Here is a 17,723-nt window from a genome sequence, read left to right as displayed (position 1 = left end):
CTTACTGCTGCTTTGTAATGTTAAGAAGTGTAAATCGACCATCAAGTTGATAATCGTTATTGTTATATGTAAATTCTGTTTTATCTGTACCAACTTCATTTACCGCTAATAAATACTGTTTTGAGTTAGCAAGTGTTATTTCTAGCAACGAGATATTATTTTCGTGGTGGAAATCTAGTGCGATAACTTTCGACTGTGCTTCTAAAGTAAACTCTTTCGAAGGGTTATATTCGCCATGCGGCTCTAAAACACTGACAAATGTATGTTGTTTACTCGCTTTTTTTCGATAAATAAACGCGGCTTCATTTCTTAGGTTAAACAGCGGGTCATTTGCGCCGGTACGCGTAAATAATGTTTCAGTATCACCATCAACAATCGCTGATTGCGTATAAAATCGGCCATTATCATTAAGCCAAGTTACCTTTGCAATTCCTTCATTGGCAACGCCTGTTGCTGTTAACCACAAGTGCTGATAACCATTTGCATTACCTAAAGCTGATAATTGTTCAGTATAGGCATGACGCTCAAAATTCGTATCGATTAATTGGCCTTGGTAGTGAACGGGTAAGTCGTATTGATGCGCTTTATCGCTAGCAACATGGAACACATCAACTGCTAATGAAATATCGGTTTTTGGTAAAGTAATTAATGCCATCATGCGGGTTAATTCAACGCCTGAATATGCGGTGTTAATGTACGCTTTACTCAGAGTGCCATGGGTATTGGTTGCATAATAATCTACTATTGGATGATTGTTATTACCCACGCTAACATCGCCATCAAAGTGACTTTTCTCATCAACAACCAAGGTATTATGAGCAATGGTTTGTTTAGCGTAACTGTCATTTTCTGGTAAGTACTGACCACCATATTTTGCTTCTACATTTAAAAAACGTGCAGCACCGTAATCTGCAACAATTTCTTCGCCTTTGTCATAAAATAACCAAGCTAGCTTATCAAAATGACCATGACCTAACCCTTGTGCAGCTGGCTTAAATACCAACGCTTGTTCGCCTTGAGTGTGTTGACGCATCACAACTAATGCACCTTGTTTACCATCGGCGCCATCACCAAACGCTTTAGAAGTAAACGCATAGGGAGTAGCTAAACCAGCATCTAAGGCTTTAGCAACCTGTAGACCATCACCCGTCAAAATGATTTGTTGTTGCTGGCTAGCTATATCAAGTAATCCACTATCTTTGGTAAGCCCGTACGCAATAGTTACCGCTTGAACAAGCTCTATAGTGTCAATTCCTTTACTTTTGATCGCATCATTTAAAGGAAAAAATAAGCCGTTATAGCTCAAATCTATCGTGGTATTTATTGCTTTCAGTAAAACACCATCGCGATATTCGAATATTTTTCTTTCTGGTTCATTTGTTTCAATAGCTTTTGCAAATGTAACAAAAGGCATTAAAGCATAGCGCTGATAATATGGGCCTTCGTTGTAATACCCTTGAGGAGAGAAAAGCGCTTCCAATTGGCGCATAAAGCCGCCTTTTCCTGACTTATCTAAGCCATATAACGCTTGTTCGACCCATTCTTGTTCACCGATAACATAACCTGTCATACCAACAGCAGCCGTTAACCATGTGCCGTGATTATGAACTTTATTAAAGGTAGCAGCTGAATCGACAGATAAGAATTTAACAATAGGTCTTAGAATTCCAGTTTCAATTCTTGTTTGTTCTTGCTCAGTTAACTGACTGATTATCATATCGTAAGCTTGCGAGGTGTAGACCAACCAAACCGCTTCGTTCAAACTTTGCCAGAATAATTTACCTGGATTGTTTTTATCCTGACGACGTGCAGGATGTAACGGTAAATTGGGGTACATATCAGCATAAGCAAACAACATGTCACGCACATATTCAGCATATTGTTTCTGTTGGGTTAATTGAAAAACAACCCCCGCGTCATACATTAATTGATAATTTTTCTTATGGCGTTCATGTGTAAAACCACCACCAGAATCTTTCGGAGTAGGAACATTAATCGTTTTGCTAATTTGTAAGTCTACCTTCGCTTTAGTTTTTGCGAAGGTATCTGAAAAGCTGTTATCCTCTTTTAATGCCATGCGCATCGCTTTCGTCTCTTGATATGACACCACTAAATTAGGATGTTTTTTTGCATGTGCAGTAGAAGTAAATATTAAGATAAAAACCGCTAAAAGCGCATTATTAAGTGTTGAGGTAAAAAACATTTTTCTTTTCCTACTTAACGATTTTATTATTTTGAAGTTCAGCGGTATGTTCGCCTGCAACGCGTAATTCAACAATGCTCGGTTTTTCATTTAAGGTATTATTAAGCAACATTGTTTTTGGCTCGCCAACAGTATGCTCTATGGTAATTGGCGCACTTTTTTGAAAAACATTTGTATCAATATTAGTTACCTGCACACCATGCAAAAACACGCTTGACGCTTTTTTATTACGTTTTCCAGCACCCACTGAAGTCAACTCATTATTGGCTAAGGTAAAATGCGGACCAAAGGTACTTTCATCTGTACCACCTCGGTATAGTTTCACCAGCGCACCTTTCACATTGTTAAAGGTATTCTGCTTAATCGTGACATATTCAGCATTGTAGACGCCTAAGTCTTCATGTTCTTTGTCTAAACGTAAAACATCGCCAGTTATATTAGTAAAGGTATTGTTTCTTAATACAATTTCATCAGCAAAAGCACCTTTTCCTGACTCAAACACATGAAATGAGTGGTTAATATCTAACTGCTCTATGATTGAATTTTCTATCACTAAACGATAATTTTTTGTCATGCCCCACTTTTTACTGCGGATCATCACATTACCTGAAGAGTCAGGACTATTTTTACCACTAATTTTCACACCGTTTAGCGCTAAGCTACCACCATCTACAAGTTCAAATAAAGTGCCACGCTCAAAGGTAATAATAGCTTTACCAGTTTTTTTTGCTTTGATAGTCAGCGTTTTATCAATAGTTGCTATTTTACGGGCATCATAAGTGCCTTGACCTAAAAGCAGAACATCACCGTCTTGAGCATTCTCTATCGCGTTATAAAGCGCATCTTCTGCAGGAGATACGTTAATTTCTTTACCACTATTAAATGCGGTAATACCTTGTGTTTTCGGATACCAGCTTGGCCCAGTTTGAGACTTGCTGATTGGCGTTAATGATTTATCTACCCCGATTGATAACCCTTGTGGATACAATAAGCCATTTGCAGCACGTTCAAGGGTAATGGCTTGTTTTTCAATGCCGTAAGCGAGTGCTTCAACAGGCTTTTTATTGGCAATATTATTAGAAAATTTAATGCCAGATACGTCATCAAATAGAGTAAAAGGCTGCTGCTTTTCATTATAAATAAGGTTATTGTCAACATGAGAGTTAATGGGCACAGCAGAGCGTTCAGCATCACTGCCTGCGGCTAACTGGATATGATCTACATTGATAAAGCTGTTATTGCTGACTTTTGCATTTTCGACTTGGTGATAACGATTAATAGGAGAGTTTGGTACGCCATTCATAATGGTAAAGCCACTACCAAAACGATACCCTGTTAAACCTTCTAGATAATTATTACGGACAATTTGATCTTTATTGATCACACGTATGCCGCCAGTATGATCAACGCCATTACCGAAAAACACATTATTTTCAATAACGTTACCGTTACCATGGCGTAATGTTAAGGTTCCTCTAGATTCATAAAAAACATTACTTTTTAATAAGTTTTTACCTGATTTCACCGAGATAATTTCCACTTCACCATTACACTGATCAAAGTAGTTATTTTCGACAACGGTAAATGAATCTGCTAATGAATAATGACTCGTACCAATGCGTAATGTTTCACCACCATTTGAACCTAATATTTGACGAGGGCCAAAATAATTGTGATCAATTCTATGATGATTTTGTTGGCTGTCTTCACTATTCAAACGAACGGCTAACGTCACACCCTTATTGGTTTTACCTGCTAGATAGTTATGATCGAAACGGTTATGTTGACCATATAAACCTACCCAATAATCTGACTCTTGTTTGTCAGGGTTGGAATAATCTTCAATGACCGTTTCAGTAACACGTGAATGAAAGGCAAGGTTTTCTTTGTTTCGACGAAATGCGATCACTTCACTGCTTGGTGTGTAGCCATTTTTAAACACTAAGCCAGAAACAACAAGATGCTCTCCAGCTAGGCGCAAATTAGATTGACCCGATAAAATCACTTTACCTTTGGTTTGTGCCATTAACGTGATTGGTTTATCTTTTGTGCCACTGCCGGTAAATAGAATTTCAAAGTCTTGCCAAGTACCGTTGGCTAGTCTGATCGTATCACCAGCAACAAGTTGTTTTACGGTTTTCTTAAATGCTTTAGGCGAATCAACTAAATATTCTTTGGCATTTACGCCCAAAGAGATCATAAAAGAGAGAAATGTAACTGTAAGTGTTTTCATTTGTATACCGTAACCCTTTGTTATTATTGCTGGCTAAAACTAAGGCTTTCACAACTCCTTGTAAGAGAAAGCCTTAAAAGAGAGCATCGTGTAAGGAAAACCTCTAAAATCAATAGCTTACTATTTTTTGTTAATACTAACTAATGTGTTAGTACGACAACATTATTTTTCAAGTTTAAGAAAGTAATCAAAGATTTCTGGCACATTGCCCTGCCCTAAACCTGCATCAAATGCAGCTTGTAAGTTCTGTGATGAACCCTGAGCAATTTTAGATTCAGTGCCTAAGTCATCTACCATTTGTAAGAAGTAACCTAAGTCTTTATTAGCATTGGCGATTGAGAAGCCTAAGTCACTGACACCGTCAACGGCATAGTTTTTACAAAACTGCATGAACGGAGAATTTGAAGGACCCGTTGACATAATATCAAACAATTGTTGACGATCTACGCCAGCAAGATCAGCTACAGCAAACGCTTGTGACATTGCACAAACGGTAGTCATCCCCATGAAGTTATTAATTAATTTTGTTGTGTGTCCTGCGCCTAACGCACCTAAATGGAAAACATTTTCACCTTGCTCTTCTAATACTGGCTTAACCTTGTTAAAGGTATCAATATCACCAGCCGCCATGATATTTAGTAAACCGTCTTTAGCATGAGCAGGTGTACGACCAAGTGGCGCATCAACCATACCTACACCTTTAGCAGCTAAGTCAGTGCCAATTTTACGCGTTGATGCCGGAATAGAAGTACCAAAATCAACCAACACAGCACCTTCTTTAACACCAGCAAGAATACCGTCTTCTGCATAGATAACTTTTTCAACGATAGCCGATGTAGTTAAGCACAGCATGATAATATCACTAGATTCTGCTAACTCTTTTGCCGATGATGCAGCATTGGCACCACGAGAAACACACGCTGCAACCGCATCTTTGTTAAGGTCCATTACGGTTAACTGGTATCCTCTTTTTTGCAAGTTTTCAACCATGTTTCCGCCCATAAGGCCAAGTCCGATAAAACCAATTGTTGGTTTTGACATAATAAACTCCTAAATAGTTACGCTATTACTTTTCTGAGGTATAACGAGCTACCTCTTCATTGGGAACACAGCGATTTACTTCGATTAATAAACAGAGTCTCAGTGAGTATTAACTGCGTGAGACTCACAGCTTTTAGTTGTCAGTAGTTAAGCTACTGCTCAAATTTAGTACCTTAAGTAGAATTCTTTAAAACTTCGCTTTCACGCCAAATTCCCACTTAGTGCCTGAGCGTGAGTAATCCGCAATGGTGGTATCGTTACCTCGCGTCATCACTTGTGGTTCATTGGTTAAGTTAAGTCCTTTTAAGAAAAGACTTACATTTGAATTGATTTTGTATTTTGCCGACATATTGAAATACAAAGCATCTTGTACATAACGGTGTGAGCGGTCTGGGAATGGTAGACTGTTCGGCTGCAGGTACTTAGAACGATATTTCCATAATAAACGTACCGTTGTGTCATCGCCTTCCCAATAAACAGACGCCGATGCAACATTCTTAGAGAAGCCAAATAAGTTCGCATCTGGAACAATACCCGCACTAGCTGGCTCTGCGGTAACAAAGTCAGACTCTGCATAGTTCCAAGCAAACTTTGCCCCTAAACCATTGAATGGTTCAGGTAATTCAACAAAATGTTTTTGACCGGTAAATTCAACACCCTTAATAACAGATTCGTCTTCAGATGTTTGTTTCACAAGATGTGCTACATCAGGGTAAATGGTATCTACGCCATCTAAATTAACCGTAATATCGCGGTATTCAGTTTTAACATCATAGCCACCGGTGAATGATTTATAGTAAAAAGCGGCGGTAAAGGCTGCATCTTGCGATGGATAATATTCAAATGACACATCGTAATTCATTGCAGTGTATGGGTCTAAGTGGTTACCACTAGCGTCACCACTACGAATAACTTGTGAAAAATCAGTGTTAGTCGCTGGATCACAGACGGTATCGTCTTCATCTTCACAGGTTTCGTAACTCACACCTGCTGACATTGCGTTCATTTGAAAACGTGACATTGAACGATACGCTGCAGTACGTACATAAAAAGCATCATTAACCATAAAGGTTAAATTTACGCTAGGTAATACCTCAGTATATTCCGAATCTAAATTAACGACTTCGATCTCACCCGTCGGGTTAATCTCTGAACTCCAGGTGATATCACCTTCGTTGCCTTCGGTAGACGTGATGTAAACTTTATCACCCCAGCCTTTTGAATGCGTTTCGGTTTTTACAACCCGAACCCCTACATTACCGTATACCGGAGTACCTGCTATTTCTGTATCAATATTCGCCATCACATAAGCAGCAGTAATGGTTTCGGTTACATCTCTATCAGCACCATCACGGCCATCTGCTCGTTCGCCTATGTCATAAAAATCAGTTCCTGACGCTCCTGGTAATTGACCAAGTATTTGACCAATAAAACATTTATGATCATAAGTGGCATAACGAGTAGCATCGCCGCCAGCACCTTCTTCCTCAGTAAACTGAATATTATTTGAATGATCGTTTTGGCAATTATCGATAATGCCATTAATAAGTGCAGAGTTCGCTTCAGGGTTTAATTCATCCCAACTATTATCTTCGTTATCACTTGCACCATAGTTTTGAGAGCCATCAGCGATGACTAGAGAAACATCATTTGTAACGTAATCGACTAAATGTTCTTCTGAGTAACGAATACCTGCTTTAATACTTGAAAAGTATTGATTGTCTAATTGATATTGACCATCAAATTTAACCGCAAGAATATCATCATTACGATGTTCATGAGCACGACGATACTCAACATACGCATGGTCGTCGTGAACAAAATTACCCATGTGGCTTGCATCAAAAGCTTCCCAAGAAGCAAAGCCGGCATCATCAGGGCCCAAGCGATTACTATCTAACCAAGTCAGAGTTGGCACATTACGGCCACGGAAATCTAAGGCATAATTATAGCGTTCAGTTGAACGAAACTTTGTGCGTTGACGTAAACGATAACGATAAGACTCAGAATAAGAAACATCTAACGCAAGTGATAACGCATCTGTTGGGGTATATTCAACTTCGATACCGCCACCATGATATTCATCTACTTGATTACGATTTTCACCTTGTAACGTTGGACGTGCCTCGCCTGTCGCGTAAAGTAAGGTGTGATCTTCTGAAACAATATGATCCGCAAGATCATCAAGGCGCGTATCAAGAGCCAACTCCATACGTTTTTCCGTATATTCAAGATCTGAATATTCATAATCTACGTTAATATTCAGTTTATCGTTTGGCACCCATTGAAAGGTAAATACAGCTCCTGTTCTGATATCTTCGTCTTCACCCGTACGCCAGTAGGCATCATTCGGGACATAAAAAATACTGCTTTGATCAAAATCGGCTAAGTCAGTATCAATACCTAATTCAGGTTCGCGACCAACACGGCCAGAACTTACACCCTGTTGACCTGTTGCACAGTTACTACCACCGATTAAACTAGAGCCGTCAGCTGCTCGAAGAGCACAAACCCCCATCTGTGAACTACCACCGTAATTTTCTTCTGGGTTGGCGGAATTTGTATGATTAACCCCTAAGGTAAAACCCATATCACCTAGATTTTCAGTTTCCCATTGCTGTACAGTTGATACAACTAGCTTACTTCCCCACGGAGAAACATCACCCTCTACATCTTGGTAATACGAATTGTAAACGCCCGTTGCTTGAACAGTTGTTTGACTTTGACCATAATCAACTGCACGTAAAGAGTTCACATCAATCGTACCTGACGTACCCCCTTCAACTAAATCAGCTTGCTGTGATTTATAGATGACAACTTTATCCACAAGCTCAGACGGAAATTTTTTGAAATTTACTGCGCGACCTGGTCCTGCATTCGTGATTGTGCGGCCATTAAATGTAGAATAGCCCCAGTAAGATCCTAAACCTCGAATAGATATTTCGTTTTGGCTGCCTTTTAATCGATGACCAGAGGCGCCAGAAATATTTTCAATAACATCAGACAATGACAAACCTGGTAATTCCCCAAAATCAGCTGCTGCCACAGCATCAACAATCGCAGTATTATTTTTTTTCTCATTTAATGAGCGTGTCATCGTACCTCGAAGTCCTTTAACTTCGATGACTTCAACCTCAGAGTCTACTTTTTTCTCAGTTTCTTCCTGAGCATTTACAGGAACAGTCACAAGTGAAAGTAACGTTGATGCACACAGTAACTGTTTGCGATAGCTGCCCCAATTGCGTAATGCACAGCTGATTTTATTTAACTGATTTGTAGTTGCCATTGATATATCCGATTAATTATAGTTTTTTGAATTTTCAATATTGCATTATTCAAGCAACATAAAAAACAATTGTCAACCATTTTGGTAAAACAATTAAAAAATAAAAACTAACCAATTAATAAGAAACAAAACGAACCTTATACTAAAATAGTTTTACCAACATACCAATAAAGGTCTACACACGTTACCTTAGGTTTATTAGCCTACTTTTAGCCTGTGAATATAATTGAAGAACATTACGACTTTGAACAGAAAAATAAACATTCACTTGGAACACTTGATGACCATGTTTATTTTTTGGTTGACCATTTGGTATTAAATAATGTAATAATCAATACACGCTCGATAAATTTACTGACAATGACATATTCCAGTGCAGTACATTTTAAATATTACGCGGTGTAATAATGACAAAATGAGATAACTTGAAGATAACTTGGACCCCCATGAAAAAACAAAAAATATTGTTAACGTTATTCACTTCAGCTTTTTTATTTAGCTGCGGAGGAAGTTCTACAGCTAAAAATACCCAAGCAATACCAAAAACACCTGAAGAAGACCAAACGACAACGCCAACGGTCATAGATGATATAACTTGTGATGTATCATACCCACTAGATATCGCTAGTATCAGTTATGAAGGAGGAGCCCAAAGCATTGCTTCATTACATGATGGTTCTAAAATAAATGACTCAAGTTGGCAACCTAATACATTAGATACCAACGTCTTAATAACCTTGGCTGAACCAGCGTTATTAAAGCAGTTAGTCATCACTTGGGCCAATACCGAATATGCAAACCTCTTTTCAATATCAAGCTCAAAAGATAATGAAAACTGGCAATTGTTAAACACTGTTACTGAAAGCGAAACACAAACAATTATTCCAGATGTTGTTGACTTAGCACAGAGCCCACATGAACAGCAAACCGCACTTTACATCAACTTAGCACTATCAGGTAATCAAGTATCGCAAGCAAGCACACTCCTTGAAATTGAAGTTTATGGATGTCGAGAAACTACTGCGCATTCTATTGAATTAATTGATTGGTATTTGAGTGTTCCAACCGACGATGATAACAATGGCAAATCTGACAGTATTAAAGAACAAGATTTAGCGGCTGGCTATTATGACCCAAGATTTTTTACCTTAACACACGATAGTGGCTTACGATTTTCCACTTCAGTTTCAGGGTATAAAACCTCTAACAACACTAGCTATGTACGGGCAGAGTTGCGTGAAATGCTTCGTAGAGGTGATACGAGTATAAATACTCAAGGGGTTAACAAAAATAACTGGGTGTTTTCAACTGCACCTGATTCAGATCTCAGCAAATCTGGTGGCATTGATGGTACTTCAAGCGCTCAACTAGCAGTTAATCACGTTACGACAACAGGCGAAAATTATCAAATAGGTCGGGTTATTATTGGTCAGATTCATGCCAATGATGATGAGCCTGTCAGGCTGTACTATCGTAAATTACCAGAGAACCAAAACGGCGCTATTTACCTTGCACATGAAAAGCTTGGTGGAGATGACTACTACTACGAATTAATAGGCAGCAGAGGAAATAACGCGAGTAACCCATCAAACGGTATCGCACTAAATGAGAAGTTTAGTTACACCATTGAAGTGCAAGGTAATAACCTTAACGTAATTGTGATCAAATCTGATGGCACTGAATTTCACCAGCACGTAGATATGTCACAAAGTGGCTACGATGTAGGTAACCAATATATGTATTTCAAAGCTGGCGTGTATAACCAAAATAATTCCGGCGATCCACATGACTACGTGCAAGCAACTTTTTACCAAATCGATAACCACCACAACACTTATTAAACCAGGAGTAAACAACATGAAAAAACTATCCCCATTGTTATTGATACTCAGTTTTTATCTTCAAGCTGCAGAAACAAACACGCATAAGTTCTTCGATGAAACATTATTAATTAAACTTTCAACAGAATTAAACGCAATGTCTTCAACAACGTTAGAGAAGCGTTATGGCAATCAAAAAACACCACCAAGCTATGGGTTTGATAACAAAAATCAAACAGTAAGCTTTACGTTTACTCAATATCCCACGCCGGCAAATAAGCAATCGATGAATAAGATCCATAAATATATTTCGAATATGTTACGTAAATCGAGCGAAGGCGCGAACTGGAAAAAAGACAAAGTATATACTCGACTAGACACTAAAATTGCTGTCTATGAATATGAAACTCAAGGGATTGGTAAGTATCAATATAATCTAACTTATGCTTTGCCTGTTAACGGCAAACTCACTTTTATTTCATTTATTACCACTGATAAAAAATATAAAAAGAAATGGTTGAATCTCGCAAGGGAAAGTTTGGACTCTTTACAGTTAAAGAAAACATAAACAATAACCACACTAATTAAATAGATATGTACTTTAAATCATGTGCAAACAAAGCACTTACCTAGCCAATACACATGACTAAAATTGTGATTAATTAAAATTGTCACCAGTTCATGGTTGACAAAATGGTTTTACAAATTAATATAAAAACAAACAAATCATTAACAAGATTGTTTTACCAAAAAAAACAACAGGATCATAATAATGAAAAATTTAATAAACAAATCGATTGCGGCATCTGCGATTGCTTTGGCTGTTACGGGGTGTAATACAGATGAATTACCTAAAGAGACGGGTAATGCATTTGGTCAAATCTCATTGTCTGGTGCAGCAAAAGTAGGGGAAACATTAACAGTATCGGTTACCGACGGTAATGGTGTAGACACATCAACAATTACCTATAGTTGGTTAGCAAACGACGTTGAAATTTCAGGTGCTTCAACTAGCTCATTTACCGTAACGTCAGAGCAAGTTAACACACAAGTTTCAGTTATCGCATCATATACCGACAATGATAACTACCAAGAAAAATTAAGATCTAGTGCAACAAACACCATCATCATGAATGCCGATGGTATGATTGAAGTATCAGGTATTTTTGAATCAGGAAAGCTTCTAACTGCAACACTTACAGACGACAATGGCGTTGATGCACAAAACGTGACCTATACGTGGCTAGCAGACGGTATCGCAATAGAAGGTGCAGCAGAATCCACTCTTGCGTTAACTGATGATGAAATTGGTAAAACCATTGTGGTCACGGCCACATACACTGATGATGATGATTACAGTGAAGAAGTCAGTTCTACAGCTTCTGAATCGGTAGCTCCCGCTTCCGGAAATACAGCAGCGACGTTTGAAGGCTTAACAGCGGCCGTTATCAATGATGAAACAGATAGCGTTACCGGTACTGTTGTTATCACTGACGCTGATGTTGGCGAAAGTTCAGCGCTTGCTCAAACAGATACAATGACTACGTTTGGTACTTTTTCTATTCAAACGGATGGTCAATGGACATATACGCTAGATACAACAAACCCAACAGTCACATCGTTACTTGATGAAAATGACACCATTAACGATACCATTTCAATTTCCTCAGCGGACGGTACGTTAGCAGAATTAAACATCACTATTTCGGGCGTAGCTTCATTTGCTCCAACTAAAGTGGCTAAAATTACTGATAACATGACTGATGATGCGGGTGAACTTAGATATAAACTTTCATCAAGTGATATTATTCCTGCAGGTAAACTTACCGTTTCCTTCCTTAAAGAAGATGGTATTGAAAAAGATGCCTACATTGGTTTATACGGTTCCTCAACCAGTACTAGCAATGCGTTAATTGATTTGCGTATCCAAAGTAGCGGTTATGTTATTCGTAATAATGAAGGGGTTGATATCACTATTCCTTTTTCAGCGAATAAGTGGACTGATGTTGAAATGACCTGGGATGCAAGCAATGCTTCGGATACCGTTGCACCACTATTAACGTTAACCATTAACGGCACAAGTGTAACCACCGAACCTTTTGCTTCTGTATCACAATCATTAAGTGATGTTGTGGCCGGCGTGCAAACAATTATATTCAAGTTAGGTGACAACAGTTCAACAACAGGTGAAGCCGCCTACTACATTGATAACTTCAAATTGTATTCAGATCTTGCAGGTACGACCGTTCAATTTGAAGATGACTTCGAAAGTTATATGGAAGGTGATTCATTAGATGATGATAATTCAGCATCACCATACAACTCTAGTACTGCTGAAACCGTTGTTGCACAAATTGGTTCCGAAGGTGGTGCAGAAAATCCAGATAACTTAACAGCAAAAATTACTGATAACATGACAGATGATGCTGGTGAGTTACGTTATAAACTATCTTCAAGCGATATTATTCCTGCGGGTAAGTTAAGCGTAGCCTTCTTAAAAGAAGCTGGTATAGAAAAAGATGCCTACATTGGTTTGTATGGTTCATCTACGAGTACAAGTAACGCCATTATAGACTTACGAATCCAAAGTACAGGTTATGTTATTCGAAATAACGAAGGCGTTGACGTGACCATTCCATTTACTGCCGATAAATGGACCAACGTTGATATCACATGGGATGCAAGTAATGCTTCTGATACCGTTGCTCCTCTACTAACTTTAACGATAGATGGTACCAGCGTAACGACCGAACCCTTTGCATCAGTCTCTCAATCTTTAAGCGATGTTATTGCAGGTGTGCAAACAGTAATCTTTAAATTAGGTGATAATAGTTCAACATTAGGTGACGCTGCTTATTTTATTGATGAAGTTAAACTCTACTCTGATCTTGAAGGAACAGTGATACAGTTCGAAGATAATTTTGAAAGTTATTCTGAAGGAAGTTCATTAGATGATGATAATACCTCATCACCTTATAACTCTAGCTCTGCTGAAGTAGTAGTCGCTAAAAAAGCAAAGTAAGCTAATTTATCTCTCTAGCTTGAAATAGCGCTATTACATAGCGCTATTTTTTTATAACACTATACGGCAGCTTTTACTTTGTTCAGCATCAATAACAGATTTAAAATAAGTACAACGTCGTGTCAACAATTTAAGTCGCTATTCGTTGTTGTGATGTCGCAATTAGCGATACTCAACAACAAAACGCGCACGTTAAAATAGGAGTGCTTAAATGATTAAAGCAGTAACGAAAATTTCACTCATATTGTTATTTGCAGGATGTGCTAGCACATCAAATAATCCTGCCAATAAATTTGATTTATCCCATTGGAAAATTACCATTCCACTCGATCAAGATAACGATGGTAAAGCAGATACCATTGACACTAGGGCGCTACAACACTATCAACACCCTGACTATTTTTATTTGGACCAATTTGGCCATTTAGTGTTTACCTCGCCGAATAAAGCAGTGACTACTCAAACGTCATCTAATACCCGCAGTGAATTAAGGCAAATGATCAGAGGGTTGGATACCTCAATTGATACAAAATCATATGGCAATAATTTCGCCTTATCTGCACACCCTGATGCGAAATACTTTGATCAACTCGGCGGTAAATTATCAGCGAGTTTAAAAGTAAACCATGTCGCTAAAAATGCTAAACACCCTAAAAAACCAGCTTATTCAGTTGTTGTTGGTCAAATTCATGCTGGTAAAGATAAAGCGCTAATCGCCGAAGGCAATGGCTTTGGTTGGGGAAATGAGCCGATAAAAATATATTATAAAAAGTGGCCAAATCATCAATCGGGATCAGTATTTTGGACCTATGAAAGAAATTTAGCCAAAGACAACCCCGATAGAACCGATATCGCCTATCCTGTGTGGGGAAATACTTGGGAAAATGCCGAAGACCCAAAAGCTAAAGGTATTAAGTTAAATGAAGAGTTTAGTTACGAAATTAATGTATTTAACAGTGTAATGCACTTAACGTTTACCCAAAAAAATAAAAAAGCCGTTACTTATCAAATTGATCTTTCCAATAATATTGACGCCTATGGCAACATCGATAACAAAGACAACCCTAATGGCTATACAGGTGATTGGCATTACTTTAAAGCTGGTGCTTATAATCAATGTTCAACAAAAGATGCCGATGGTATTTGGTATGCTGGCTGCTCTGGCACCGGAGATTGGCAAACAGATAAAGCAAACGGTGATTATACTCGCGTTACTTTTACGCATTTAACGTTAAGCCAAGCTACCCAACCTTAAACTCCACAAACAGGGTATATTAGCAATATCCTGTTTTACCTGCTTTCCCACTTGTCAGCGATAAACATCATTAATTTAGTTTGAGCCTATCAATAAAAACTAGTTAAAAGCATATGATTTGGTATTACCAAAAAAGATAAACAGCTAAGCATATTAATTAATAAGAATAAAAAACAAAATCCGCATAAAACAAACAATACAATGAGGCTAGCTTAATAATTTAAATATTCTACTTTATTCCACACTTAAGAAGGTTATTACCAATAAAAGCGAAATTATCATGATATTGGTATGATAATCACTTGAATAATAAGATCTGTTATGTAATGATTTAACTTATGTCACTGATTTTGATATAAAGAACAGATCAGTTTGGTAATTATCGTTTAACGCTTTTCGGGGTAAAGTAACTATGGCGGCAAAAAGGTTATTTTGGAGCATTGTTGAATTAATTGAAGCTTCCATTAATTCTGGAAATTTTCCAGTTGGCAGCCGATTGCCACCTGAAAGAGAGTTAGCCCAACGTTTCAATGTGAGCCGTCCAACTATTCGTGAAGCAATCATTGCCCTTGAAGTAAGAGGAAGGGTTGAAGTAAAAACTAGCTCTGGTGTTTATGTATTAGCATCTCAGCAATCAGCAAATTTACTAAAAAATATCAACGCTTTTGAAGTTACACAAGCAAGAGCACTTGTTGAAGGCGAAGTAGCCGCACTTGCAGCAGCGTCTATAAACGAACAAGAGCTTGAAGAATTAAATCAAACACTTATCGACATGGAAAAAGGGAAAGATATGGAAGCCGCAGACAGAGCTTTCCATAAAATTATCGCCAACGCTACTCGTAATGAAGCAATGAAAAGCCTAGTAGAGAGCCTATGGAATTTAAGAGCTTCTTCCAAAGAAATTATCGAAGATTATGATAGTGTCTGTAGCAAAGACAGCGCTAAAACAATCGCTGAACATAGAGCCATCTATAATGCCTTAAAATCAGCAAATGCTGATAAATCTCGTACTGCCATGCATGAACATTTTCATCGTTTAATCAATACATTATTTGACGCTGAAGAAACCAGAGCATTAGAAAAAATAAAAAGAGAGAGCAGCGAAAAACGAGACATGTACTCGATAAAACGACAAGCTTAAATACGAAACAAACTTTTCAATTAATAAAAATTTTCTGCTATGCCTTGAAATTTTACTTTGGTAGCCACTGTTTTAATACTTCTTGCACCGTATTAGGATTAATAGGCTTAGAAATAAAGTCGTCCATACCAGCCGCTAGACATTTCTCTCTATCTCCTGCCATTGAATTTGCAGTCATAGCGATTATTGGAATCTTTCGTTTACGTAGTTTTAATTCTGAACTCCTAACTTTTTGAGTAGCTTCATAACCATCCATTACTGGCATTTGACAATCCATAAAAACTAAATCAAATTGTAGGTTTTCCAAAGATTTTAATGCTTCTTCTCCATTGACAGCTATATCAACTTGCAAACCAAACTTTATCAATAAGCCTTGAGCTACTTTTTGATTAATTGCATTATCCTCGACAACCAGTACTCTTGCAGCAAATTGTGGATATTCTCTAGAGCTATTTGACGTTACCAATTTTTTGTCTGGAGAATTAACTCCTGATATTTTGATTAATGTATTGTAAAGATTAGTTTGATCTATAGGTTTATTCAGATAACCGTCAAATGCAGCGGCCTTTAACCTATCTTCATCTCCTATTTTCCCTTGAGAGGTTAACATCATTACACGGGTATCTTTAGAAAGTTTACAATCGTTTTTTATTTTAGTACCTAAAGTAAAACCATCGATTTGAGGCATGTGCATATCTAGAATAGCAATGTTGTATGGTTCCCCTTTTGAGTATTCTTCGGTTAACTTTTCTAGCGCTTTTTGCCCACTATCGACTAAAGTATGCTCAACTTGCCACCGGGTTAATATCTCCCCTAACAACTCTCTGTTAGTAACATTATCATCTACGACAAGTATTTTTTGGTTTTTTAAGCCATCAAACGTTTTATTAGCTGTCAAAGAATTACTATTAGTCACGATTACTGTAAACCAAAATATTGATCCTTTACCTTCAACACTGCTCATGCCAATTTCACCATTCATCAATCCAACTAACTGTTTGCAGATAGAAAGTCCTAACCCAGTGCCTCCGTACTTACGGGTAGTAGAGCCATCAGCTTGACTAAAACGTTCAAAAAGTTTGTTTTGTTGCTCAGATGAGATGCCAATTCCAGTATCTTTAATTTCGAACAGAAGTTTTGTATATTGCTCTGTAAGCTCTTGTGTATTGCAATATACTGATACCTCTCCTTTTTCGGTGAACTTAATTGCATTACCAATTAAGTTATTGAGTATTTGCCGAAGACGTCCTGAATCAGCAATAAATGACTGATTCAGAATAAGATTAGCAGGACATATCAATTCAAGGTTTTTATTATTGGCTTGAAAAGCAATGCTGCTACCAATGTCATGTAAAAATAACTCTAGATCAAATTCAAGAAGCTCAAGCTCTAACTTTCCTGCTTCAACTTTAGAAAAATCAAGAATATCATTTATGATGGTCAACAAGGATTCCGCACTATATTTAACAGATTTGGCAAAACTGTACTGCTCTTTATTTAACGATGTATCAAGTAGCAGGTTCGTCATGCCTATTACGCCATTAATTGGTGTTCGAATTTCATGGCTCATAGTCGCCAAAAACTGCGTTTTAGCCTCTGTCGCTGCCTCCGCTTGTTCCTTGGCTGTGGCAAGATTATCTATATTTTCTTTTTGTTGTGTGATGTCCGTACGGATGGACGTAAAGCCTTTGACTTCTTTATTGCTATCGAAGTTAGGGACTA

10 protein-coding genes are annotated in these 17,723 nt (G+C 37.8%); 5 read left to right on the top strand and 5 right to left on the bottom strand.

What is annotated here, in order from left to right; genetic code table 11:
• Position 1: 1 nt before the first annotated feature.
• The 4 genes from BI291_RS00680 to BI291_RS00665 form a co-directional block, all read right to left on the bottom strand.
• Positions 2-2,203 (bottom strand): heparinase II/III family protein, encoded by a 2,202-nt coding sequence (locus BI291_RS00680; protein ID WP_074495427.1) that lies wholly within the window; start codon positions 2,201-2,203, stop codon positions 2-4.
• 10 nt (positions 2,204-2,213) lie between these two features.
• Entirely contained in the window at positions 2,214-4,436 is a 2,223-nt protein-coding gene (locus BI291_RS00675; protein ID WP_074495426.1) for a polysaccharide lyase 6 family protein, read from the bottom strand.
• 162 nt (positions 4,437-4,598) lie between these two features.
• Positions 4,599-5,477 (bottom strand): NAD(P)-dependent oxidoreductase, encoded by an 879-nt coding sequence (locus tag BI291_RS00670; protein WP_074495425.1) that lies wholly within the window; start codon positions 5,475-5,477, stop codon positions 4,599-4,601.
• Positions 5,478-5,664: 187 nt separating this feature from the next.
• The gene (locus BI291_RS00665; RefSeq protein ID WP_074495423.1) at positions 5,665-8,763 is read right to left on the bottom strand and encodes a TonB-dependent receptor; all 3,099 of its coding nucleotides are present in this window, start codon (positions 8,761-8,763) and stop codon (positions 5,665-5,667) included.
• Between the two features lie 446 nt (positions 8,764-9,209).
• Here BI291_RS00665 and BI291_RS00660 point away from each other — a divergent pair, with 446 nt between their 5' ends.
• The 5 genes from BI291_RS00660 (at position 9,210) to BI291_RS00640 (ending at position 16,001) form a co-directional block, all read left to right on the top strand.
• Positions 9,210-10,604 carry a polysaccharide lyase family 7 protein gene (locus tag BI291_RS00660; protein WP_074495421.1) on the top strand — a complete coding sequence of 465 codons (1,395 nt, stop codon included), beginning with the start codon at positions 9,210-9,212 and terminating at the stop codon, positions 10,602-10,604.
• Between the two features lie 16 nt (positions 10,605-10,620).
• Positions 10,621-11,151 carry a hypothetical protein gene (locus tag BI291_RS00655; RefSeq protein WP_074495419.1) on the top strand — a complete coding sequence of 177 codons (531 nt, stop codon included), beginning with the start codon at positions 10,621-10,623 and terminating at the stop codon, positions 11,149-11,151.
• A gap of 204 nt (positions 11,152-11,355) precedes the next feature.
• Entirely contained in the window at positions 11,356-13,605 is a 2,250-nt protein-coding gene (locus BI291_RS00650) for a VCBS domain-containing protein (RefSeq protein ID WP_074495417.1), read from the top strand.
• Between the two features lie 211 nt (positions 13,606-13,816).
• Positions 13,817-14,860, top strand: coding sequence for a polysaccharide lyase family 7 protein (locus tag BI291_RS00645; RefSeq protein WP_074495416.1), 1,044 nt, complete (start codon positions 13,817-13,819; stop codon positions 14,858-14,860).
• Positions 14,861-15,272: 412 nt separating this feature from the next.
• Positions 15,273-16,001, top strand: a complete 729-nt coding sequence (locus BI291_RS00640) for a FadR/GntR family transcriptional regulator (protein ID WP_074495415.1) — start codon at positions 15,273-15,275, stop codon at positions 15,999-16,001.
• A 52-nt stretch (positions 16,002-16,053) separates the two neighbouring features.
• Here BI291_RS00640 and BI291_RS00635 read toward each other — a convergent pair.
• On the bottom strand, positions 16,054-17,723 hold a 1,670-nt coding region (locus tag BI291_RS00635), incomplete at its 5' end, for a response regulator (protein ID WP_139302521.1).

It is taken from the genome of Thalassotalea sp. PP2-459 (assembly GCF_001913705.1).
Classification (GTDB): Bacteria; Pseudomonadota; Gammaproteobacteria; order Enterobacterales; family Alteromonadaceae; genus Thalassotalea_C; species Thalassotalea_C hakodatensis.
This window is presented reverse-complemented; position numbering and strand designations above follow the sequence as displayed.

What these genes read in the sequence shown, in the direction of transcription:
- BI291_RS00665 (WP_074495423.1), bottom strand. Translation starts at nt 8,763, where the DNA reads ATGGCAACTACAAATCAGTTAAATAAAATCAGCTGTGCATTACGCAAT.
- BI291_RS00640 (WP_074495415.1), top strand. Translation starts at nt 15,273, where the DNA reads ATGGCGGCAAAAAGGTTATTTTGGAGCATTGTTGAATTAATTGAAGCT.
- BI291_RS00645 (WP_074495416.1), top strand. Translation starts at nt 13,817, where the DNA reads ATGATTAAAGCAGTAACGAAAATTTCACTCATATTGTTATTTGCAGGA.
- BI291_RS00655 (WP_074495419.1), top strand. Translation starts at nt 10,621, where the DNA reads ATGAAAAAACTATCCCCATTGTTATTGATACTCAGTTTTTATCTTCAA.
- BI291_RS00660 (WP_074495421.1), top strand. Translation starts at nt 9,210, where the DNA reads ATGAAAAAACAAAAAATATTGTTAACGTTATTCACTTCAGCTTTTTTA.
- BI291_RS00670 (WP_074495425.1), bottom strand. Translation starts at nt 5,477, where the DNA reads ATGTCAAAACCAACAATTGGTTTTATCGGACTTGGCCTTATGGGCGGA.
- BI291_RS00680 (WP_074495427.1), bottom strand. Translation starts at nt 2,203, where the DNA reads ATGTTTTTTACCTCAACACTTAATAATGCGCTTTTAGCGGTTTTTATC.
- BI291_RS00650 (WP_074495417.1), top strand. Translation starts at nt 11,356, where the DNA reads ATGAAAAATTTAATAAACAAATCGATTGCGGCATCTGCGATTGCTTTG.
- BI291_RS00675 (WP_074495426.1), bottom strand. Translation starts at nt 4,436, where the DNA reads ATGAAAACACTTACAGTTACATTTCTCTCTTTTATGATCTCTTTGGGC.